The sequence below is a fragment of the Fundicoccus ignavus genome, from assembly GCF_009659375.1.
Classification (GTDB): Bacteria; Bacillota; Bacilli; order Lactobacillales; family Aerococcaceae; genus Fundicoccus; species Fundicoccus ignavus.
This window is the reverse complement of record NZ_WJQT01000017.1, coordinates 1-20779: the sequence shown is the minus strand read 5'-3', so window position 1 is coordinate 20779 and position 20779 is coordinate 1. Positions and strand designations below refer to the sequence as shown.

Sequence of the window (20779 nt, the reverse complement as noted above, 5' to 3'; positions counted from 1 at the left end):
ATTATGGAATATATTTCAACTTATTTTAGTCAATACGGTGGAGCTTTTTTTGCTGGCTTAGGCGTATTTTTAGCGGTAGCTTTATGTGGAATTTCATCAGCTCGAGGATTAGGGCTAGTAGGACAATCAGCTGCGGCCTTACTTAAGGAAGAGCCAGAGAAATTCGCACAAGCATTAATTTTACAATTAATGCCGGCCTCACAAGGTCTATATGGTTTCGTTATTGGATTCTTAATTCTAACAAATATCACATCTGATATGGCATTAAGTACTGGTGTAGGCTATTTAATTGCATCATTACCGATTGCGCTTGTAGGTTATTTCACAGCTGGTAACCAAGCAGATGTGGCAGTAGCATCGATGGGAATTCTTGCGAAACGCCCTGAAGAAAACAGTAGAGGGATCATCTTATGTTCGATGGTTGAGATGTATGCAATCTTAGCGTTTGTAATTTCATTTATTTTACAATCGAACGTTTAATTAGAAAGGACGTATTATATGAGCGAATTAACTCAATTAAAAGACTCTGTCCTTGCTCAAGCGAATGAGAAGGGACAATTGAAACTTGAGAGAGCTCAGCATGAACACGCAAAAGAATATCAAACAAAACGTGATCAATTAATACACGATAAGGAAGCTTTAAGACGCCATAAAATAAGTGAACTTAAAGATAGTTACATGCGTAGAATGCAACAGATCTCGAATCAGCAAAGATTAACATCTTTAAATAGTAAACAACAAGTTTTAACGGTACTTTTCGATGGAGCAGTAGAAGTGATGAATAATTGGTCGAGTGAAGAACAATTAGATTTCGTTCGAAAAATTTTAAAGAAATTTGAAGAACGTGAACTGGTACTAACCTTTGGCGAATTAACTAAAAAATTGATAACTGAGACAGCTATTCATCAATTAAAAAGTGAGTTTCCAAAAATTTCAATAAATGATGAAACAATTGCTAAAGAAGGCGGTTTTATCTTAACCGAGGACAGAATAGATTTTAATTATCTATATACTAAACTTGTAGAAGCAACACGTAATGAAATTAATTTAGAGATTGCCAAAGAAGCTTTTGGCACAGATTAGGGGGGATTAAATGAACGCTGAGCATTTTACAGAATTGAATACACTGATTAGCGTTAAAGAACCGACCCTTTTATCTAAAACAGACTTAGATAAAATAATGTCTGCTGAAGATGAAGAAAGTTTACATTTATTATTACAGAATACAGAATATCATTTCAGTTTAAATGATTTATCCGATACTTTAACAATTGAAAAACGGTTGATGAACGAGTTGATTCATGATTTTCATTTTGCTTATGAAGAATCACCTGTAAAAGAAATTGTCGATATATTTGCATTGAAGTTTATGTACCATAATTTAAAAATGTTATTGATTATGCGTGCAACCGGACAAGATTTAAGCCATTTGTTAACCCCTATTGGCCGCTACTCAATGAATGAGTTACGTCACGTGGTTCAAACGTTGGAGTCGGCAATTATTGAACAAGCGATCGTCGATGAAATAGCTAGCACATGGAACAGTTATGTTACTTACAATGTAGTTGAAGCATTAGATATTGGGATGGATAATGCTTATTTCAAACACTTACGACTGACAGAACAGAAAATCGATCATCCTGATATCACTAATTTAGTAAATGTTCTTATCGACTTTTACAATGTTATCTCCGCTAAAAGAGGGTTAGATGACCGACTGGCGATGAGTGATTTAATCGAAATTATGTCAGATGAAGGTACTTACACTGCTAGAGAATTTATCGAATTAGTTGAAAACCATCAAATTAATCAATGGTTTGATCAGATTAATCAATTACCCTTTGATCGTAAATTTGATAAGTTTCGCGACAAGATGTTGGACGGTAGTATTCAAAGTTATGAATTAGAAAAACTACAAAGCATCTATACCCACAGTTTTTTACACGAGAAGAGACGCGAAATATTGGGACCAATGCCAGTTTTAAGATACTTATATGGTAAACAGATGGAAATAAAAAACTTACGACTAATTTTAACAGGTAGAGTTAATCAACTATCAAATGAGCAAATTACAGAAAGGATGAGACCAATTTATGGCGAAACAATATAAAATTGCAGTCATGGGTAATAGAGATGCAATCTTACCTTTCAAAATCATTGGTTTTGATACCTATCCTGTAAATGAAGGCTCAGAAGCGAAGAAATTACTCAACCAGTTAGCTAAGCAAAACTATGGCATTATTTATTTAACAGAAAATATCGCAGCTGAAATACCGGACGTCATTAATTTTTATGACGCGCAAGTCACACCTGCTATCATTTTAATACCGACTCATAAGGGACGACTTGGTATTGGTGCAGCACGTATTCAAGAAAACGTTAAGAAGGCTGTCGGTCAAGATATATTGTAAGATATTTATTAAAAGAATGATTTTAAAACTAGAAACACAAGGAGGGAATGTATTGAGTCAAGGAAAAGTAATTAAAGTTTCAGGACCACTTGTCGTTGCATCGGGAATGCAAGACGCGAATATTCAAGACATTTGCCGAGTTGGTCACATGGGGCTTATTGGCGAAATCATTGAAATGAGAAGAGATAAAGCCTCCATTCAAGTTTATGAAGAGACATCAGGTATAGGCCCAGGCGAACCGGTCATTACAACAGGTAGTCCTTTATCTGTCGAATTAGGTCCAGGCTTAATATCTAATATGTATGATGGGATTCAACGACCATTAAAAGCTTTTATGGAAGTAACTCAAAGTGACTATTTAATCCGTGGTGAAGAAATTGATGTGTTAGATCAAGAGCATAAATGGCAATTTATCTCAAAAAAATCGATAGGTGACTATGTCGAGGCTGGGGACATCTTAGGTGTTATTCAAGAAACAAAAGTAATTGAACACCGCATCATGGTACCAGTTGGTATTTCAGGTAAATTGACACATATAAATTCCGGAGATTATACCATAAAAGATAATGTTTATACAATTGAACAAGCAAATGGTGAAGAGTATCAAGGAACTCTCGTTCAAAAATGGCCAGTAAGAAAAGGTAGACCATTTAAGAAGAAATTAATACCGACAGAACCACTTGTAACGGGACAAAGGGTCATTGATACTTTCTTCCCGGTAGCAAAAGGTGGGGCAGCAGCTGTTCCGGGACCATTTGGAGCTGGTAAAACAGTGGTGCAACACCAAATTGCGAAGTTTTCAAACGTAGACATTGTTGTTTATGTTGGTTGTGGGGAACGTGGAAACGAGATGACGGATGTATTAAATGAATTTCCTGAATTGATTGATCCGAATACAGGTGAATCAATCATGGAACGTACGATTTTAATCGCGAATACGTCCAATATGCCGGTTGCAGCCCGTGAAGCATCGATTTACACAGGGATTACGATTGCAGAATATTTCCGTGATATGGGCTATTCAGTCGCCATTATGGCAGATTCAACATCACGTTGGGCAGAGGCATTGCGTGAAATGTCAGGTCGATTGGAAGAAATGCCTGGTGATGAAGGGTATCCAGCATATCTCGGTAGTCGAATTGCAGAATACTATGAGCGAGCAGGAAGAATTGAAACAATTGGATCTGAGAGTCGTGAAGGAACAATTACTGCAATTGGGGCGGTATCACCTCCAGGTGGAGATACCTCAGAACCGGTTACGCAGAACACATTAAGAATCGTTAAAGTATTCTGGGGCTTAGATGCTTCGTTAGCTCAAAGACGTCACTTCCCATCAGTGCATTGGTTAAACTCTTATTCATTGTACTCTGATGATATCGGCAGCTATTTAGATGAGCAGTACGGAAGTAATTGGAGCGAAAAAGTAACGCGTGCGATGAATATTCTTCAAAGGGAAGAAGAGTTGGACGAAATTGTTCGCTTGGTTGGAGTGGAAGCATTATCCGATCGTGACCGTTTGACATTGAATACGGCAAAAATGATTCGTGAAGATTATTTACAACAGAATGCATTTGATGATGTCGATACTTATACGTCATTTAAGAAGCAGATTGCAATGTTAACGAACATTCTAGAATTTGATCATGAAGCGAATGAAGCAATTGATTTAGGCTCTTACTACTTAGATATCATGAATGGTACAGAAGAATTAAGAGATCGAATTGCACGTAGTAAATTTATTGAGGAAGAACGAGTAAGTGAAATCGAAGCCTTAAAACGCGAAATTGATTTAACGATTCGTCAAGTAATTCAAAGTGGAGGTGAGGACTAATGGCATATATTAAAGAATATAAAACGGCAAGAGAAGTCGTTGGTCCCCTTATGATTGTTGAAGGCGTTGAAGGCGTTAAATTCAACGAGCAAGTAGAAGTACAGATGCATAATGGTGAGATTCGTCAAGGACAAGTGCTTGAAGTCGATGGCGATAATGCAATGGTGCAACTATTTGAAGGGTCATCAGGAATAAATTTAGAAAATACCAAAATACGATTCTCAGGACGTTCTTTACATTTACCAGTATCGGAGGATATGATTGGACGAGTATTTGATGGTATGGGGAAAATTATGGATGAAGGTCCAGATATCATTGCTGAAAAACATTTAGATATAGATGGACAAGCAATCAATCCAGTTGCACGAGATTATCCGGATGAATTTATTCAAACGGGTATCTCAGCAATAGACCACTTGAACACTTTAGTAAGAGGTCAAAAATTACCTGTTTTCTCTGGCGCAGGTTTGCCACACCAAGAACTAGCAGCCCAAATCGCACGTCAAGCGGCTGTATTAAACTCAGATGAAAACTTTGCGGTAGTGTTTGCTGCGATGGGAACAACCTTTGAAGAAGCAGAATTTTTCGTGAATGACTTACGTAAAACGGGTGCAATTGATCGTTCAGTTTTATTTATAAATTTAGCCAATGATCCTGCAATTGAAAGAATTGCAACACCTAAAATTGCTTTAACAACAGCTGAGTATTTAGCTTACGAGAAAGGTATGCATGTACTAGTCATTATGACAGATATGACAAACTACTGTGAGGCTTTACGTGAAGTGTCCGCTGCGCGTCGTGAAGTACCAGGTCGACGAGGCTACCCAGGTTATCTATATACCAACTTATCTACTCTATATGAACGTGCAGGTCGTTTGGTAGGTAAGCCTGGTTCGGTAACGCAAATCCCTATACTATCAATGCCTGAAGATGATATCACACATCCAATTCCTGATTTAACAGGATATATTACCGAAGGTCAAATTATTCTTGACCGAGATTTATATAACAGCGGCTATCGTCCACCAATTAACGTGTTACCATCATTATCACGATTGAAAGATAAAGGTTCAGGTGAAGGTAAAACACGCAAGGATCATGCAGCAACGATGAACCAATTGTTTGCAGCTTATGCAACAGGTAAAGAAGCCAAAGAGTTAGAGGCAATTCTAGGTGAAGCAGCTCTATCTGCAACGGATCGTAAATATGTTGAATTTACGGAAAGATTCGAAGAAGAGTATATTAACCAAGGCTTCTATACTAACCGAACCATTGAAGAAACATTAGACTTGGGCTGGGAATTATTATCTATCTTGCCACGTACGGAATTGAAGCGTATTAAGGATGATATGCTTGATGAGTATTTACCTGAAAAAGAGGGTGAATAAACCTTGGCTAAACTTAATGTGAAACCAACTCGTATGGAGCTACGTCGCCTAAAAAGCCAATTAGCAACAGCAACGAGTGGTCATAAATTATTGAAGGATAAGCAAGATGAATTGATGCGTCAATTTATCAAGCTTATTCGTGAGAATAATACATTACGAGAAAAAGTTGAAAATGGTTTAGTAGACAGCATGCAAGATTTTGTTTTAGCGAAATCATTAGAAAATGATCAAATTGTACAAGGTTTGTTTGCTGTTCCATCAAAAGAAATAAGCTTACGTATGCAAACTGAATCGATAATGAGTGTAAGGGTCCCACGTATGTTTACGGATATCTATGAACATGGTCAATCAGATAGTGCTTATTACAGTTATTCAAACTCAAACAGTGGTATGGACGAAGCGATTGATTCCATTTCTGCTTCATTAGATGATTTACTGAAACTAGCTGAAATTGAAAAAACATGTCAATTGATGGCGGATGAAATTGAAAAAACACGACGTCGTGTAAATAGTTTAGAATTTCGAACGATTCCTCAATTAGAAGAAACAATTTATTTTATCGAAATGAAGCTAGAAGAATCTGAGCGTGCTAATGTGACGCGCATGATGAAGGTTAAAGATATGGATAAAAATAAAGAAGAGGTATAAATTTCTTCTAGTTATTTTTAGCATAAATGAATGAGAACTGTTACGAGGTATTAACTTTGTAACAGTTCTTTTAATACCATAAGGGATTAGGAGTTTTATGATGATTTGCCGTGCTTTAGGCTTCACTCAGCTTATTGTATTTCCAAGGCGGTGGTCGCTTCCAAAGCCTCACTGACGTTCAGGCTTTTCCAGCTCAATCGGCTAGGTTGTGACTAATTCGCTACGCTCAAAGTCACACCAAGCTGCGCCGATTGCCCGTTATACCGCTTTGGAAAACAAGTCACTGAGCTACGCTTAGTATTTTAATAAAAATAACGTTGTATCATCATATTAAAACTGCTAAACGAAATTTAAAGACCTCGGACTTGTCCGATTTTTCTTCGTAATATAAGGATTATAGGTTTTGTATTGATTTGATGGGGTTGTGCTTCACTCAGCTTATAGTTTTTCCAAGGCGGTGGCCGCTTTCAAAGCCTCTTTGGAAGTCATGGTGTTCGTGCTTTCCAGCTTAAACGGCTAGGCACTGGCTATTTCGCTGTGCTCAAAGTCAGAACAAGCGATTCTATTAATAGCGATGAATTAAACTTTGTACCACTTTGGTCAAACATCACAGCAAGCTATGTATGGTACTTCATTCAACTGAATCAATGTTGTGGTCAAAAAATAACATGCTTTGTGTCGAATTGAATCGTTCTATACAATTTTAAATAAATTAAACTAAATACGATATTATCGACGTCAAATTCTAAGAAAACTTTAAAGTAATTTTCACATTACTATATTGGTGTTACTTGGAAAATCTGATATTATTAATAAGATAGTTTTTAATTGTTTTAAATAGATAAGTTTACTTAAGGAGGCATTTTTTTGTCAGGAATGGATAGAAGAGAACAAACGAGATCATCAAGACATCGTCGACGTAAACCAAGACGTAAACGTAAATTTGGTTGCTTTGGTTTTATTGTCGTATTATTGTTAATTGCAATTGGAGTGGCTGGTTTTTACGCGTGGAATGTTTACCGTAATGTTGAACAAACAACAGCGGTTTTATATACTGAAAAGCCCGAAGGGCAAGTATTAGTGCGTGAAGAATCAATTGATATTCAACAAGAAGAAAAACCATTCTCAGTTTTGTTATTGGGAATCGATACTGGTGATATGGGGCGTGTTGATCAAGGGCGTTCCGATGTAATGATGGTAGCTACTGTAAATCCTAATACAAATCGTACAACGATTACAAGTATCCCGCGTGATAGTTTAACCGATATTGTTGGCTACGGGACACAAGATAAAATTAATCATGCGTATGCTTTTGGCGGTGTTGCAATGTCAGCTAACACAGTGCAAAATTTATTAGAAATTCCAATTGATTTTACTGTTTCTGTTAATATGCAAGGTTTCGAAGATATCGTAGATGCTGTAGGTGGTATTACAATTACACCAACTGATACGTTCAGCCAAGACGGTTACCAATTCTATGAGGGGCAATCCACTTTTATGGACGGTACGATGGCTTTAGCATATTCACGAAACCGCTATGACACAGGAGGAGACTACGGTCGTCAAGCCCGCCAACGTCAATTAATAGACGGCATTTTACATTCTGCATTAAATGTGTCTACTTTATGGAATTATAATGAGATTTTAGCTTCCTTACAAGGTAATGTGCAAACAGATATTACGTTTGATGACATGTTGACAATCTTTAATAATTATCGTGGTGCTATTGATACTATTGAAAATTATCAGTTATCTGGTAGCGGAAGTATGATTGACGGCGTTTATTACGAGATATTAGATCCTTCATCATTAGCAGAAGTGATTGATCAGTTGCAATATGAGTTGGAATTGAATAATTAGAATTTTATGAGTTTTCATAAACGTTTCATTAGATTATACACTTAGCTTTCAAGATTGTTACTTTTATGTTAAGATAATCTTCATAACTAATAGCAGAAAACATATTGGAGGGGTAGCATGGCATCAACGAGAGGATTGTTAATTGTATTATCAGGTCCATCCGGTGTAGGGAAAGGAACTGTTAGGGCAGCAATCTTTAAAAAGAATATATTCAATTATGTTTATTCTGTATCGGCAACGACTCGTGAAAGTAGACCGGGAGAACAAGATGGCGTCGATTACTATTTTGTTTCAAGAGATGAATTTGAAAAATTAATCGAACAGGACGCATTATTGGAATACGCTGAATATGTGGGGAATTATTATGGCACACCTATTCAAAAGATTGAAGAAAACTTGGCGGCAGGTAATGATGTATTTTTAGAGATTGAAGTTCAAGGTGCTTTAAAAGTTCGTCAAAAAATGCCAGAAGGAATATTCATATTCTTAGCTCCTCCTAATTTACAGGAACTAGAATCGCGTATTACAGGACGTGGGACAGATGGTGAAGCGATAATCTATGAACGTATGCAAAAGGCACGTGAAGAAATTGAATTAATGCAACATTATGACTATGTTGTTGTTAATGATGAAGTGGAATTTGCTGTTGAAAAAATTAATTCAATTATTCAAAGCGAGCATTTAAAAGTAGAACGTGTCGTGGATAAAATCAAAGCTGATATTCATAAATATTTTCAAAAAGGGGATGAGTCAAGATGATGTTATATCCGTCAATTGATGAGTTATTGGAAAAAGTTCCTTCTAAATACAGTTTAATCATTTTAGCAAGTAAACGTGCGCACGAAATGCGCTTATACGATAACATGCAATTAAATGATTATAAATCTGTTAAGCCAGTAGGTAAAGCATTAGAAGAAGTTGTTGATGGTGTGTTAGATATTCAAGATTAATATTGAATCAATAATTAGACTGCTAAGAAAAGTTTGAATGAATAACTTTTCTAGTAGTCTTTTTTAGTGTAGGATAAAGGATGCAGAGTTTAGGAGGTGCGTTCATGATTGTACAAGTTATAGTAGATATACCTGCGGCGCAAGTGAATCGTACGTTCGATTATCAAGTTCCTGCTAAATGGCAAAGTATCATTCAACTAGGAATTCGTGTGCAAGTTCCTTTTGGACGTCGTCAATTACTTGGATTTGTAGTGGGGATGGATGATACCACTTTGTTCAGTGGGGAGTTAAAAGAAATAACAGGTGTTCTAGATTATGTTTCGTTTTTAAATCCAGAACTTATTGAATTAAGTGAATATTTAGCAGGAAATCTACATGCGTTTAGAATTTCGGTTTTACAAGCCATGTTACCGAATATGTTGAAAGTAAAATATGAGAACATTTTCATTATAAATGATTTACAGAAATTTCAGACGATGACGCTCGAATTTGCTGAGCAATTGATGTATGGTCCTGAGATTGAATTTCAGAAATTAACATTAGAAGCAATTTTACCAGGACAGTTAATTAAAGAAATGATTCAGGCGGAGGTAATCGAGTTGGAATATCGTGTGTTAAATCAAACAACACACAAGAAAATTCCCTATCTTAAGCCGCTATTAAATTTTGAAGACATGCAAGCTATAGTGGAAAAACAAGGTAAGCGTAGCCCTAAGCAAGTTCAGCTATTAACTTATTACTTGGCTAATTATCCTTTGATGTGGGAGGAAGCACCACTTAATGAAGTGGCAAAACGTTCTGGAGTGAGTACTGCAACCATTAAATCTGTAATTGATAAAGGTTGGTTCGAAAGACAGGAACGACAAGTTTATCGAGATCCATTGGCCAACCAAGAGCGACACTCAACAACTGCAAGAGCTTTATTGCCGGAACAAGCAATAGCGTTTAATGCAGTGAAAGAAGCTATTACAGCTGAAAGAAATGAAACCTTCCTACTAGAAGGTGTTACAGGCAGCGGTAAGACTGAGGTCTATCTTCAATTAATGGCGCATGCTCGACAGAGAGGAGAGGCGGCCATTCTATTGGTACCCGAAATTTCATTAACTCCTCAAATGGTTGCGCGAGTCACCGAGCGATTTTCAACGGGTGTAGCGGTGCTTCATTCTGGTTTATCCACAAGTGAAAAGTATGACGAATGGCGCCGAATAATCAAAGGCGAAGCAACGATTGTGGTAGGTGCTCGTTCATCAGTTTTTGCGCCACTCGATAAACTAGGTTTAATTATTATCGATGAAGAACACGAAACAACCTATAAACAAGCTGATAATCCACGTTATCATGCTCGCGATGTAGCGTTATGGCGATGTCAGTATCATCAATGCCCTTTGGTATTAGGAAGTGCAACACCTTCTTTAGAGACGCGCTCACGGGCTGAGGTTGGTCGCTATACGCTGTTAAAGATGGAAGCTAGAGTGAATCAAGCTCCTTTACCACCAGTAGAAATTATAGATATGACCCAAATGGCAGTTAGAGAGACAAGTAATGAGTTTTCACCCTTATTAAAAGAAAAAATTCGTGACCGCTTAGAAAAAAAAGAACAAATAGTTCTACTGTTAAATCGTCGAGGTTATGCGTCCTATTTACTCTGTAGAGAGTGTGGTTATGTCTTAGAATGTCCACGTTGTGATATTTCTTTAACTTATCACAAACACGATCATAAGATGAAATGTCATTATTGTGATTTCCAACAGAATATCCCACGCAATTGTCCTCAATGTCAAAGTACACATCTTAGAACCTTTGGTTTAGGGACACAAAAAGTAGCTGAGACACTAGAAGAGCTCTATCCAGATGCAAGAGTGATACGCATGGATAACGATACAACAAGACGCAAGGGCCAGCATGAGAAACTTTTGAAGCAGTTTGCCGAAGAAAAGGCAGATATTCTATTAGGTACTCAAATGATTGCAAAAGGGTTGGATTTTGAAAAGGTAACATTGGTAGGTGTTATCAATGCAGATACTTCACTAAATTTACCTGACTTTAGAGCTGGTGAGAAAACCTTTCAATTACTAACGCAAGTTGCTGGTCGAACAGGGCGTGGTCGTTTTGCGGGTGAGGTATTAATCCAGACATATAATCCAGAGCATTATGTGATGCAATTTGCTAAGCAACACGATTATGAAAAGTTTTTCTATTATGAGATGAAGCGACGTCACATTGGAAATTATCCACCTTATTTTTATACGACGTTGATTTCTGTTTCAAGTAAAAATTTGGCTAATGCGCAAGAGAAAATATATGAAATAAAAGCAAATATTTATAATCAGCAATCATCGAATAGTGATCTGTTAATCTTAGGACCAAGTAAAGGTCCTGTTGCAAGAATTAATGAATATTATCATTTTCAACTTATGTTGAAATATAAAAATAAAGAACTTGTTCAATCACAATTAAATGAGATTTTGACAGCTTCTCAACAAGATTTGAAACAAGGGCTACGTGTTAGTATTGATCATGAGCCATTGTACTTTATCTAAGGAGATGAAAAATTATGCAAAAGAAAAAAGCTATTTTTATGGGAACTCCAGATTTTTCGGTTTCTGTATTAGAAGGATTAATTAATCATAATGAAGTAGAAGTAATTGCAGCTGTCACTCAGCCAGATCGTCCAGTTGGACGTAAGCGAGTATTAACAGCACCACCAGTTAAGCAATTAGCTGAGGCGCATAATATTCCTGTATACCAACCAGAGAAGTTGGGTGGTTCAGAAGAAATGACAACCTTATTAGGTTTGGAGGCGGATATCTTAATCACAGCTGCTTATGGTCAATTTGTACCTACGCGCTTATTGAATGCGCCGCGATATGGAGCAATCAATGTGCATGCTTCATTATTACCTAAATACCGCGGAGGTGCACCAATCCATTATGCAATCTGGAAAGGTGAGCAAGAAACTGGTGTTTCAATCATGTACATGGTAAAAGAAATGGATGCGGGTGATGTTCTCGCACAAAGAGCCATTCCAATTGAAAAAACAGATGACGTTGGCAGTATGTTTGATAAACTTGCTGTTTTAGGGCGTGAGCTATTATTGGATACTTTACCCGCTATTTTTGCAGAGGAAATAGTGGCGGTTCCACAAGAAAAATCGCTAGTAACCTTCTCTCCAACGATTTCGAAAGAAGAAGAACAACTAAACTGGCAACAGACATCGATTGAAATTGATCAACACGTACGCGGTTTCCGTCCATTTCCATCAACATATACTTGGCTAGATGAACAAAGAGTCAAGATTTGGCAAGGGAAAGATATTGATTTTGCGACGGAGAAATCATTTGAGCCTGGCACAGTAGTGGCTGTACAGGATAAACAATTAATCGTTGCATGCGGTGAAAAAACTTACTATGCTATTTCTGAATGGCAAGAAAGCGGCAAAAAACGTATGACCATCGAAACTTACCTGATTGGGAATGCAGAAGATGATATTATAGGTAAACAATTTGCCTACAAAATTTAGTTTTAAAGGGTTGAACTATTATGAAAACCAAACAAAAAAGTGAAAAGAAATTTAAGGATAATTTGCGTTGGCAAGCTTTAAAGATACTTGATCAAATCGAGCATCAACATCAGTATTCTAACGTGGTGTTAGATCGCTTTTTAACTGAAACTGACTTATCCGATAAAGACCAACGATTATTAGTTAAAATAGTTTACGGTGTGATTCAAAGACGTTACACATTAGATTATTATCTAGCTCCGTTACTAAAAGGAAAAAAAGTAGAAGACTGGGTGGGCAGCTTATTAAGACTATCCGTCTATCAGATTGTTTATTTGGATAGAATTCCATCTCACGCTGTTGTAAACGAAGCTGTATCAATCGCGAAAGTAAATGGTCATCAAGGTTTAGGTAACTTTGTTAATGGTGTTTTACGACATTTCTTAAGAAATGAACGCCCAAGTTTTGAAAAAATTCAAAATCCGGTAAAAAGATTATCGATTCAATACAGTGTTGAAGAATGGATAGTAGAGAAATTATTAGCAGTTAAAACTTTAGATGAAGTAGAAAATATTCTTGTGAGTCTAATCGAAGAACCATTTGTATCTGCAAGAATTAATCGTCCGACAGAAGAGCGTCATAATATTCTAGAAGAGTTGACTGCTGAAGGCTTTAGTGTAGAAGCAAGTCCTTTATCACCTTACGGAATCCGTTGCATGAAAGGTAATCTTATTCATTCAACAGCTTTTTCAAAAGGGATTTTGACAATTCAAGATGAATCGTCAATGTTAGTAGCACCTCTAGGTGGTATACAAGGTAACGAACAAATACTTGATGCTTGTTCAGCGCCAGGTGGAAAAGCAACACACATCGCTAGTTTTGTAAAGGATGGACATTTAACGGCTTTAGACATTTCTGAAGGTAAACTTAAAAAAGTCGCTGAACATATGGAGAGAATGGACTTAGCAGATAAAGTTTCACTTTTTGTCTCAGATGCGACTAAATTTTATCCTAAAAATGATGTATTATATGATATTATATACCTAGATGCTCCATGTTCAGGTTTAGGCTTAATGAGACGAAAACCAGAAATCAAGTATCTCAAAACTCAGGATGATGTAATCGGCTTAGCACAAATTCAACTGCAACTACTAGAGCATATGTCACAATTGTTGAAGGATGGCGGTACGCTAGTTTATAGTACTTGTACAATTACTGAAGAAGAGAATGAAAGTGTATTAGAAAGATTTACAGAAATCCATCCTGAATTTTCAATTGAACCAATTCAAGAAGTGGATAATATTCCATCTAATTTAATAAATGAAAAGGGTCAAGTACGAGTATGGCCTAATCAATATCATACTGATGGATTCTTTATCGCACGTCTGAAGAAAAATAACTAATGTGACATACGAGGTGAAAGAATGAAAATTTCAGTCCATTCCAATATTGGGAAGCGACGTACATCAAATCAAGATTATGCTGATTATTATACATCTCAAGCACAACAAACACTCTTCGTACTTTGCGACGGAGTAGGGGGTCACCAAGCAGGAGATGTAGCCAGTCAATTGACAACCAAATTTCTAGGAGAAAAATTTCAAGAGATTGAGGAAGTACTTTCCTTAGAAAGTATGCAAAATTGGATGTTAGAAGCTATTCAAGCAGTGAATAGTTATATTTACCGTGAATCGGTTGAACATTCTGAATTAGTTGGAATGGGAACAACCTTAGTCATGGCAGCTTTTACAGAAGACCAGTGTGTAATTGCTCACGTTGGAGATAGTCGTGCTTATACATACTATCAAGAGAAATTAACGCAAATTACTGAAGATCACTCTTTAGTAAATGAATTAATCCGTTCAGGTGAGATTACTGAAGAGGAAGGAAATCATCATCCTAGAAGAAATGTTGTCACACAATCCATTGGTGGAACTGAATCAGTTTCAGCAGAATTAAATATAGTTGAAGCGTCACAAATGGAAATGTTGTTACTATGTTCAGATGGCCTATCTAACATGGTAAATCAAGATGAAATGCTTGGATTATTTAATCAGTATCGTGAGCAGGATGATTTTGCGGAAATTTTAGTTGAAGCCGCAAATGATGCGGGTGGTATGGATAATATTACAATTATCTTAGTTTCAAAAGTTGCTGCGTCGATGGACGGAGGCGATAATTAATGGAAATAGGAGATAAATTATCAGGACGTTATTTACTCACTAATACCATCGGTCAAGGTGGTATGGCTAATGTATTCTTAGCGCATGACTTAATACTCGATCGCGATGTCGCCGTCAAAGTACTTCGTTATGACTTCCAAGACAACAAAGATGCCATTCGTCGTTTTCAACGAGAAGCAATGTCGGCAAGTCAATTACTACACCATAATATTGTTGAGGTTTACGATGTAGATGAAGAAGATAAGCAACAATACATTGTGATGGAGTTTGTAAAAGGTACCGATTTAAAAACATATATCCTACAAAATGCACCAATTTCATTAGAATTAGTGGTGTCGATTATGAGCCAAATTCTATCAGGGATCGATGTGGCCCATAAACATCGAATTATTCATCGTGATATCAAACCACAGAATATTCTGATAACAGGACAAAATGAAGTAAAAATTACCGATTTTGGTATTGCAATTGCACTTTCTGATACATCTATTACACAAACTAATACTTTATTAGGATCAGTACATTATTTATCACCTGAACAAGCGCGTGGTAGTAATGCAACGACTAAATCTGATATTTATGCATTGGGTGTTGTGTTATATGAATTAATTACGGGATCAGTACCATTTGATGGTGAATCTGCTGTATCAGTAGCACTGAAACACTTCCAAGAACCTTTCCCAAGAATACGTGAAGAATTAAATTATATTCCTCAAAGTTTGGAGAATGTAGTCTTAAAAGCAACGGCTAAAGAACCGAAGGATCGTTATAACTCAGTTCAAGAAATGTTACAAGACTTAAGTACTAGCTTAAGTGCTAATCGCATGAATGAAGTGATGTTCCAACCTTCAGATAATTTAGACGAAACAATGATTGTAAAACCGATTAAGCCGATTTCGAGTGCTAGTAAAGTTTTATCAGAACAAGTTTCAGCGCCTGAACCACTTGATGAGACAGTTTTTCAGAGTTTTGATGAAGTTGCACCAATTTCAGTCCCTAAACGTAAAAAAGGATTTTTAGGTGTTATTTTTGCCTTAATTATTATGATGTTACTAGCGAGTGGCGGCTACTATGTTTATTCGCAAATGATGCGCTATGTGACTGTTCCGGATGTAGCTGATATGACACAAGCTGAGGCTGTTGAATTACTGTCTGAGTTTGACTTGACAGTTAGTACTGTCACTCAAGCTTGGCATAATACAGTAGAAGCAGGCAAAGTTATCTCATCAAATCCGGGTAGTAACGAACGTGTAGAACGAAATAGTCAAGTCGAATTAGTGATGAGTAATGGAAAAGAACAGGTTGAAATTGGTAATTACGTTGGCGAGATGTATGAACCAATTCGTAGTCAATTAAGAGCTGCTAACTTCATAGTTGAAAGACGTGACCTAGCATCTGGGCCTGAAGATGAAGGCAAGATTTTAGGCCAGACGATTGAACCAGGATCTAAAGTAATTCCAGAAAATACAACGATTACGTTAATTGTAGGAAGTTACTCTGAGTCATTCACGATGCAAGATTTTTATAACTTATCTTATGATATGGTAGAAAATTTTGCCGCTGCTTATGGCGTTACAGTAGAAACTGAGTATGAATACAATGACTATATTCCAGAAGGACAAGTTATCAGTCAATCACCAAGTAATGGTACACCTTTAGTTCCAGGTGACATTATATCAGTGGTTGTATCGGCAGGTCCTGAGGAAGAAGAAATTGTAACTGCTTCAGAAAACATCACAATTGAATACACACCTATATACGCCGAAGATGATACTGAACAAACTGAACCACTGCCTAATACGATAGAAATTTTTATCGGTGATTCTGAAAACAACATTAATAATGTTCATACAGAATTAACGATTGAAGAAACAAAAACTATCAAAATATTAATGTACGTACCGGTTAATGGCACAGGGCAATATCGCGTTTTGCGAAACGGAGAAGTATACGCTGAGAACTTCTCAGTTTATCCAGACTAATCAAAAGAAACTAGCCACAATTTTGTGACTAGTTTTTTTGTTAAGCTAAGAGATTTATAGAATCAAAATTGATGGTATCTGGTATTTATTGAAAAATAGATTGTTATACGATTAACCATTGTAAGACGACTGCAAAGTTATCAGTCAAAAATAAAATCTTCTGAATCTAACTTGTCAACATCCGTTAAACGGTTAGATTAACTTGTAAAATACCTACAAAAAAGCTATTGTATTATTAGTTAAGTATTCAATGGAATAAAAATTAAAGGAGGAGTTCATGCCGAATAAAGCAGAAAACTCAAGTGTAGTAGTTAAATCAGGAATTATTTACCAAGCCATTAGTGGTTTTTATTATGTGTGGAGCGATGGGGAATCTTATGCGACTAAACCTCGAGGAAACTTCAGACATCAACAAATGAAACCTTTAGTAGGTGATCGAGTAAAATTTGAATATGATGAGTCGGATTCGCAGTCGAATAGTCGCTTAATTGAAATAGCACCGCGAAGAAATCAATTAGTAAGACCTACTGTATCGAATGTTGATTATGCGCTGGTTGTGACTTCACTAATTGAACCGAATTTTTCATATAATTTATTAGATTATTTCTTGGTGTCAGTTGAGGCTCATGATATTCAACCGTTAATCCTATTGACTAAATATGACCTATTGCTAGAACAAAAAGGGCAAGTTGAAGCTGAAGCACTGGTTGGTGAAATAACAGAGCTTTATGCAAAAGTAGGTTATAAAGTGGTTGTATTAGATGGGACAAAAGCGAGTTATGACCGTTTAGGAACCCATATTGAAGATGCGCTCTATGTAATTATGGGTCAATCTGGTGTTGGAAAATCAACTTTATTAAATCATATGTTACCGGATGCTCAAATAGAAACATCAGCAATTAGTGATGCCTTAAACCGAGGTCGTCATACGACGCGTGAAGTGACACTTTATCGTTACAATGAGGGATTATTAGCTGATACACCTGGCTTTAGTGCGATAGAATTTACAACGCTTGAAAAAGAAGAATTACAAACATGCTTCCCGGAAATATTAGAAGCGAGTAACGACTGTAAATTCCGTTCATGTTTGCATATTAATGAACCGGGATGTGCGGTAAAAGCTCAATGGGAAGCTGGCGAAATTGCTGAATCAAGGTATCAAAATTATTTACAAATTTTTGAAAGAATAGAACAAAGAAAACCTGTTTATCGTAAAAAAAATTAATTGTTGGAGGATTTACTTATGAAAATTGCACCATCTATGTTAAGTGCTAACTTTGCGACGTTGGCGGATGAAATTAAGGAAATTGAAGCAGCTGGAGCGGATTATTTACATATTGATGTGATGGATGGGACATTTGTTCCAAACATTTCATTTGGACCTATGGTTTTTGGGGCCTTAAGACCGATGACTAATCTAGTCTTTGATTGCCACTTAATGGTTCAAGATCCAGAAAGATATGTAGAAGCGACTGCACAAGCTGGAGCGGATATTATTACCGTTCACTACGAAGCGACGAAGCATATTCATCGAGTGATTCAACAAATTAAATCTTTAGGTAAAAAAGCAGGCGTGGTCATTAATCCTGGAACTCCGGTTGCCGCATTAGACTCTGTGTTACCTGAAGTAGATTTGGTTTTAATTATGACAGTTAATCCAGGTTTTGGTGGTCAATCATTTATTGAAAGCACCTTAACCAAAATCGCTAAATTAAAAGCATTGAGAGAAGAACATCAATATCATTATGAAATTGAAGTAGATGGCGGAGTAAATGCTGAGACAGGTCGTAAATGTCTGGATGCTGGAGCCGATGTTTTAGTAGCGGGTTCGTATATTTTTAATCAAACAGACCGTAAAGCAGCAATTGATTCTTTACGACCTTAATATTCTGGAGAAGGTGTGAGCGGCATGTCAACGAATTTAAGTAAACTAAAAGAGTGTGTCATATTGTGTGCCGGCGCTAATCAACCTTATCTGGAAGCTGTCAATCAGTTAGTAGCAGATTACGAACGGGTATTCTTTGTTGGAGTAGACCGAGGAGCTTTGAAATTGATTCAAGCAGGTTATGACTTAGATTTTTCTGTGGGTGATTTTGATTCCGTTACACAAGATGAATTTGATCAAATTGAAGCACACAGCAATTCTACCCAACAGTTTAGTTCTGAAAAAGATGATACAGATTTGGAATTGGCACTTGAACTGGCTGTTAAAAAGTACCCGAAAGCAGATTATTACTTGTTTGGTGCAATCGGCGAAGGGTTTGGAAGATTAGATCATTTATTAGCCAATATTTGGTTGGTATTTCAGCCACGTTACCAAGCAGTCGTTGATCGGTTATATTTTGTCGAGAGTCATCACAGACTTTGTTTTTACTTACCGGGTACGCATGAACTCTTTGCTTTGCCTGATAAAGAGTATCTGTCTATTGTTTCTTTAACGGCAATTAAGCAATTAGTCATCAAAGGAGCCAAGTATGAGCTTCAAGCTACAGATTTTGCTTATCCAAGAGCTTTAATAAGTAATGAATTTATTGGTAAAAAGTCTGCTGAAATTAGTTTTGAAGAAGGACTTTTAATGGTCCTATGGGTTAAGGAACATCAGCAGATTTAGGTTGAAAGGGGATTTTTTATGTCAAATGCAATTATTCTTATGAACAATCAGCTTAAACCGCAGCAAGTTGAAATGCTGACACAATTAGCAGAAGGCTATCGATTCGTGACAAAAGCTGACTTAGCAGAGGGCGATTTTGAATATGTCGAAATTATGTACGGATGGGATAAAAGTTATACAGAAGCTCAGCGGCAATCATTTAAACGCTTGAAATGGATTCAAGCAACTTCGGCTGGTGTCGATTATTTACCAATGGATATCATTCAAAATCCTCAAATCATGATTAGTAATATGAGCGGTATCCATGCGACGCCTATTGCTGAATCGGTATTTGGCTATTTGCTAGCGACGGGGCGTCAATTGTTTACGAGTCAACTGCAACAGCGTGAAAGTAACTGGAATCGACCAGAACATGGTGGCTATTTCTCTCTGAAAGATAAAGTATTATTAGTTTATGGTACTGGTAATATAGGGCAAGAAATCGCAAGGATTGGTCACAACTTTTCGATGGAAGTCATCGGTATTAATACAAATGGTCGTGCGATTGAAGGTTTTGATGCTTGTTATGCAACTGCTGAGGCTGATTCGATTGTGGGAAAAGCCGACTTTATTGTGAGCACATTACCTGCTACTGCTAATACTCGTCATTACTTTGCTGAAAATTGGTTCAAAACGCTTAAAGCAACCGCTTTATTTATTAATGTGGGGCGAGGACAGACTGTTGATGAAACTGCTTTATATGAAGCCCTAAAAGCTAAACAAATAGGGGGAGCTTATTTAGATGTTTTCCATGAAGAGCCATTATCTGAATCATCCACTTTGTGGGAACTGGAGAATCTCTTAATTAGTCCGCATATTAGTGGGCAAATCGAGCATTTCCAAGAAGAAACATTCCCGATATTTAAAGAAAACTTGGTTAGCTACCTTAATGAAGGAAAACTAGCACGTAATATAGTTGCAAAAGATAAAGGCTATTAAAGATAAATAGAGCATTCCATGTGGAATGCTCTATTTTAATAGTATAACCTGGATTATTCACTTAACCAACACTAACTGTCATAAAGCTTATTAAATAAACAGTTCAATTTAATTAGTTTTGCACCAAATAGGTGCAAAAAAAAGAGACCCCCTGTATACTAATGTTAACCACAACATACTAGAAAGGGAGTTCTCATATGTCTACTATACAGAAAATTAAAGCACAATTCAATCCTCAAGTTATCGTCACCAATCAAGGAGGCGACATTAGTGTTGATGGCGGTCTCCTCTTAATCAAAGAATTCTTTCATAACATTCGATTAACGGATCGGGTCAAACATTTTATTCCGTTTACTCAGAAGCGCTCGAATGCGTACCATTCCAATGAGAGCCTATTTGAAAGCGCACTTTTCCAGTACTTCGGCGGTTACTTTCAAG

At 36.8% G+C, this 20779-nt stretch carries 20 protein-coding genes; all 20 read left to right on the top strand.

Going from position 1 to position 20779, the window contains the following annotated elements:
* Window positions 1–3: 3 nt before the first annotated feature.
* Window positions 4–480 carry a V-type ATP synthase subunit K gene (locus GF867_RS10375; RefSeq protein ID WP_153833039.1) on the top strand — a complete coding sequence of 159 codons (477 nt, stop codon included), beginning with the start codon at window positions 4–6 and terminating at the stop codon, window positions 478–480.
* An 18-nt stretch (window positions 481–498) separates the two neighbouring features.
* A complete protein-coding gene (locus GF867_RS10370; protein WP_153833038.1) occupies window positions 499–1083 on the top strand; it encodes a hypothetical protein in 585 nt (194 codons plus the stop codon).
* A gap of 10 nt (window positions 1084–1093) precedes the next feature.
* Window positions 1094–2110, top strand: coding sequence for a V-type ATPase subunit (locus GF867_RS10365; protein WP_153833037.1), 1017 nt, complete (start codon window positions 1094–1096; stop codon window positions 2108–2110).
* A complete protein-coding gene (locus GF867_RS10360) occupies window positions 2094–2411 on the top strand; it encodes a V-type ATP synthase subunit F (RefSeq protein WP_153833036.1) in 318 nt (105 codons plus the stop codon). Before GF867_RS10365 ends, GF867_RS10360 begins: the two co-directional genes overlap by 17 nt.
* Before the next feature lie 52 nt (window positions 2412–2463).
* On the top strand, window positions 2464–4242 hold the full coding sequence (locus GF867_RS10355) for a V-type ATP synthase subunit A (protein WP_172974009.1): 1779 nt from the start codon (window positions 2464–2466) through the stop codon (window positions 4240–4242).
* On the top strand, window positions 4242–5630 hold the full coding sequence (locus GF867_RS10350; protein ID WP_153833034.1) for a V-type ATP synthase subunit B: 1389 nt from the start codon (window positions 4242–4244) through the stop codon (window positions 5628–5630). Before GF867_RS10355 ends, GF867_RS10350 begins: the two co-directional genes overlap by 1 nt.
* 3 nt (window positions 5631–5633) lie before the next feature.
* The gene (locus GF867_RS10345; protein ID WP_153833033.1) at window positions 5634–6278 is read left to right on the top strand and encodes a V-type ATP synthase subunit D; all 645 of its coding nucleotides are present in this window, start codon (window positions 5634–5636) and stop codon (window positions 6276–6278) included.
* An 876-nt stretch (window positions 6279–7154) separates the two neighbouring features.
* The gene (locus tag GF867_RS10340) at window positions 7155–8138 is read left to right on the top strand and encodes an LCP family glycopolymer transferase (RefSeq protein WP_153833068.1); all 984 of its coding nucleotides are present in this window, start codon (window positions 7155–7157) and stop codon (window positions 8136–8138) included.
* A 117-nt stretch (window positions 8139–8255) separates the two neighbouring features.
* Window positions 8256–8897 carry a guanylate kinase gene (gene gmk / locus GF867_RS10335; RefSeq protein WP_153833032.1) on the top strand — a complete coding sequence of 214 codons (642 nt, stop codon included), beginning with the start codon at window positions 8256–8258 and terminating at the stop codon, window positions 8895–8897.
* On the top strand, window positions 8894–9088 hold the full coding sequence (gene rpoZ / locus GF867_RS10330; RefSeq protein WP_153833031.1) for a DNA-directed RNA polymerase subunit omega: 195 nt from the start codon (window positions 8894–8896) through the stop codon (window positions 9086–9088). Before gmk ends, rpoZ begins: the two co-directional genes overlap by 4 nt.
* A 104-nt stretch (window positions 9089–9192) precedes the next feature.
* Window positions 9193–11628: a primosomal protein N' gene (gene priA / locus GF867_RS10325; protein ID WP_153833030.1), complete on the top strand. Its 2436-nt coding sequence runs from the start codon at window positions 9193–9195 to the stop codon at window positions 11626–11628.
* Window positions 11629–11642: 14 nt separating this feature from the next.
* A complete protein-coding gene (fmt, locus tag GF867_RS10320) occupies window positions 11643–12608 on the top strand; it encodes a methionyl-tRNA formyltransferase (RefSeq protein WP_153833029.1) in 966 nt (321 codons plus the stop codon).
* Between the two features lie 20 nt (window positions 12609–12628).
* Window positions 12629–13990 carry a 16S rRNA (cytosine(967)-C(5))-methyltransferase RsmB gene (gene rsmB, locus GF867_RS10315; RefSeq protein ID WP_153833028.1) on the top strand — a complete coding sequence of 454 codons (1362 nt, stop codon included), beginning with the start codon at window positions 12629–12631 and terminating at the stop codon, window positions 13988–13990.
* A gap of 21 nt (window positions 13991–14011) precedes the next feature.
* Entirely contained in the window at window positions 14012–14770 is a 759-nt protein-coding gene (locus tag GF867_RS10310; RefSeq protein ID WP_153833027.1) for a Stp1/IreP family PP2C-type Ser/Thr phosphatase, read from the top strand.
* Window positions 14770–16752 (top strand): Stk1 family PASTA domain-containing Ser/Thr kinase, encoded by a 1983-nt coding sequence (gene pknB, locus GF867_RS10305; RefSeq protein WP_153833026.1) that lies wholly within the window; start codon window positions 14770–14772, stop codon window positions 16750–16752. The genes GF867_RS10310 and pknB overlap by 1 nt, the downstream gene beginning before the upstream one ends.
* A gap of 277 nt (window positions 16753–17029) precedes the next feature.
* Window positions 17030–17977, top strand: a complete 948-nt coding sequence (gene rsgA / locus GF867_RS10300; protein ID WP_153833025.1) for a ribosome small subunit-dependent GTPase A — start codon at window positions 17030–17032, stop codon at window positions 17975–17977.
* A gap of 18 nt (window positions 17978–17995) precedes the next feature.
* Window positions 17996–18637 carry a ribulose-phosphate 3-epimerase gene (gene rpe / locus GF867_RS10295; RefSeq protein WP_153833024.1) on the top strand — a complete coding sequence of 214 codons (642 nt, stop codon included), beginning with the start codon at window positions 17996–17998 and terminating at the stop codon, window positions 18635–18637.
* 24 nt (window positions 18638–18661) lie between these two features.
* Window positions 18662–19363, top strand: a complete 702-nt coding sequence (locus GF867_RS10290) for a thiamine diphosphokinase (protein WP_153833023.1) — start codon at window positions 18662–18664, stop codon at window positions 19361–19363.
* Window positions 19364–19381: 18 nt separating this feature from the next.
* The gene (locus tag GF867_RS10285) at window positions 19382–20341 is read left to right on the top strand and encodes a phosphoglycerate dehydrogenase (RefSeq protein ID WP_153833022.1); all 960 of its coding nucleotides are present in this window, start codon (window positions 19382–19384) and stop codon (window positions 20339–20341) included.
* A gap of 197 nt (window positions 20342–20538) precedes the next feature.
* On the top strand, window positions 20539–20779 hold a 241-nt coding region (locus GF867_RS10280; protein WP_172973989.1), incomplete at its 3' end, for a transposase.

Bases quoted from the DNA above. Each gene is read 5' to 3' on its own strand.
- priA (WP_153833030.1), top strand. From the start codon at position 9,193: ATGATTGTACAAGTTATAGTAGATATACCTGCGGCGCAAGTGAATCGT.
- GF867_RS10370 (WP_153833038.1), top strand. From the start codon at position 499: ATGAGCGAATTAACTCAATTAAAAGACTCTGTCCTTGCTCAAGCGAAT.
- GF867_RS10350 (WP_153833034.1), top strand. From the start codon at position 4,242: ATGGCATATATTAAAGAATATAAAACGGCAAGAGAAGTCGTTGGTCCC.
- rpoZ (WP_153833031.1), top strand. From the start codon at position 8,894: ATGATGTTATATCCGTCAATTGATGAGTTATTGGAAAAAGTTCCTTCT.
- GF867_RS10310 (WP_153833027.1), top strand. From the start codon at position 14,012: ATGAAAATTTCAGTCCATTCCAATATTGGGAAGCGACGTACATCAAAT.
- GF867_RS10365 (WP_153833037.1), top strand. From the start codon at position 1,094: ATGAACGCTGAGCATTTTACAGAATTGAATACACTGATTAGCGTTAAA.
- GF867_RS10285 (WP_153833022.1), top strand. From the start codon at position 19,382: ATGTCAAATGCAATTATTCTTATGAACAATCAGCTTAAACCGCAGCAA.
- gmk (WP_153833032.1), top strand. From the start codon at position 8,256: ATGGCATCAACGAGAGGATTGTTAATTGTATTATCAGGTCCATCCGGT.
- rpe (WP_153833024.1), top strand. From the start codon at position 17,996: ATGAAAATTGCACCATCTATGTTAAGTGCTAACTTTGCGACGTTGGCG.
- fmt (WP_153833029.1), top strand. From the start codon at position 11,643: ATGCAAAAGAAAAAAGCTATTTTTATGGGAACTCCAGATTTTTCGGTT.
- rsgA (WP_153833025.1), top strand. From the start codon at position 17,030: ATGCCGAATAAAGCAGAAAACTCAAGTGTAGTAGTTAAATCAGGAATT.
- GF867_RS10340 (WP_153833068.1), top strand. From the start codon at position 7,155: ATGGATAGAAGAGAACAAACGAGATCATCAAGACATCGTCGACGTAAA.
- pknB (WP_153833026.1), top strand. From the start codon at position 14,770: ATGGAAATAGGAGATAAATTATCAGGACGTTATTTACTCACTAATACC.
- rsmB (WP_153833028.1), top strand. From the start codon at position 12,629: ATGAAAACCAAACAAAAAAGTGAAAAGAAATTTAAGGATAATTTGCGT.
- GF867_RS10375 (WP_153833039.1), top strand. From the start codon at position 4: ATGGAATATATTTCAACTTATTTTAGTCAATACGGTGGAGCTTTTTTT.
- GF867_RS10360 (WP_153833036.1), top strand. From the start codon at position 2,094: ATGGCGAAACAATATAAAATTGCAGTCATGGGTAATAGAGATGCAATC.
- GF867_RS10290 (WP_153833023.1), top strand. From the start codon at position 18,662: ATGTCAACGAATTTAAGTAAACTAAAAGAGTGTGTCATATTGTGTGCC.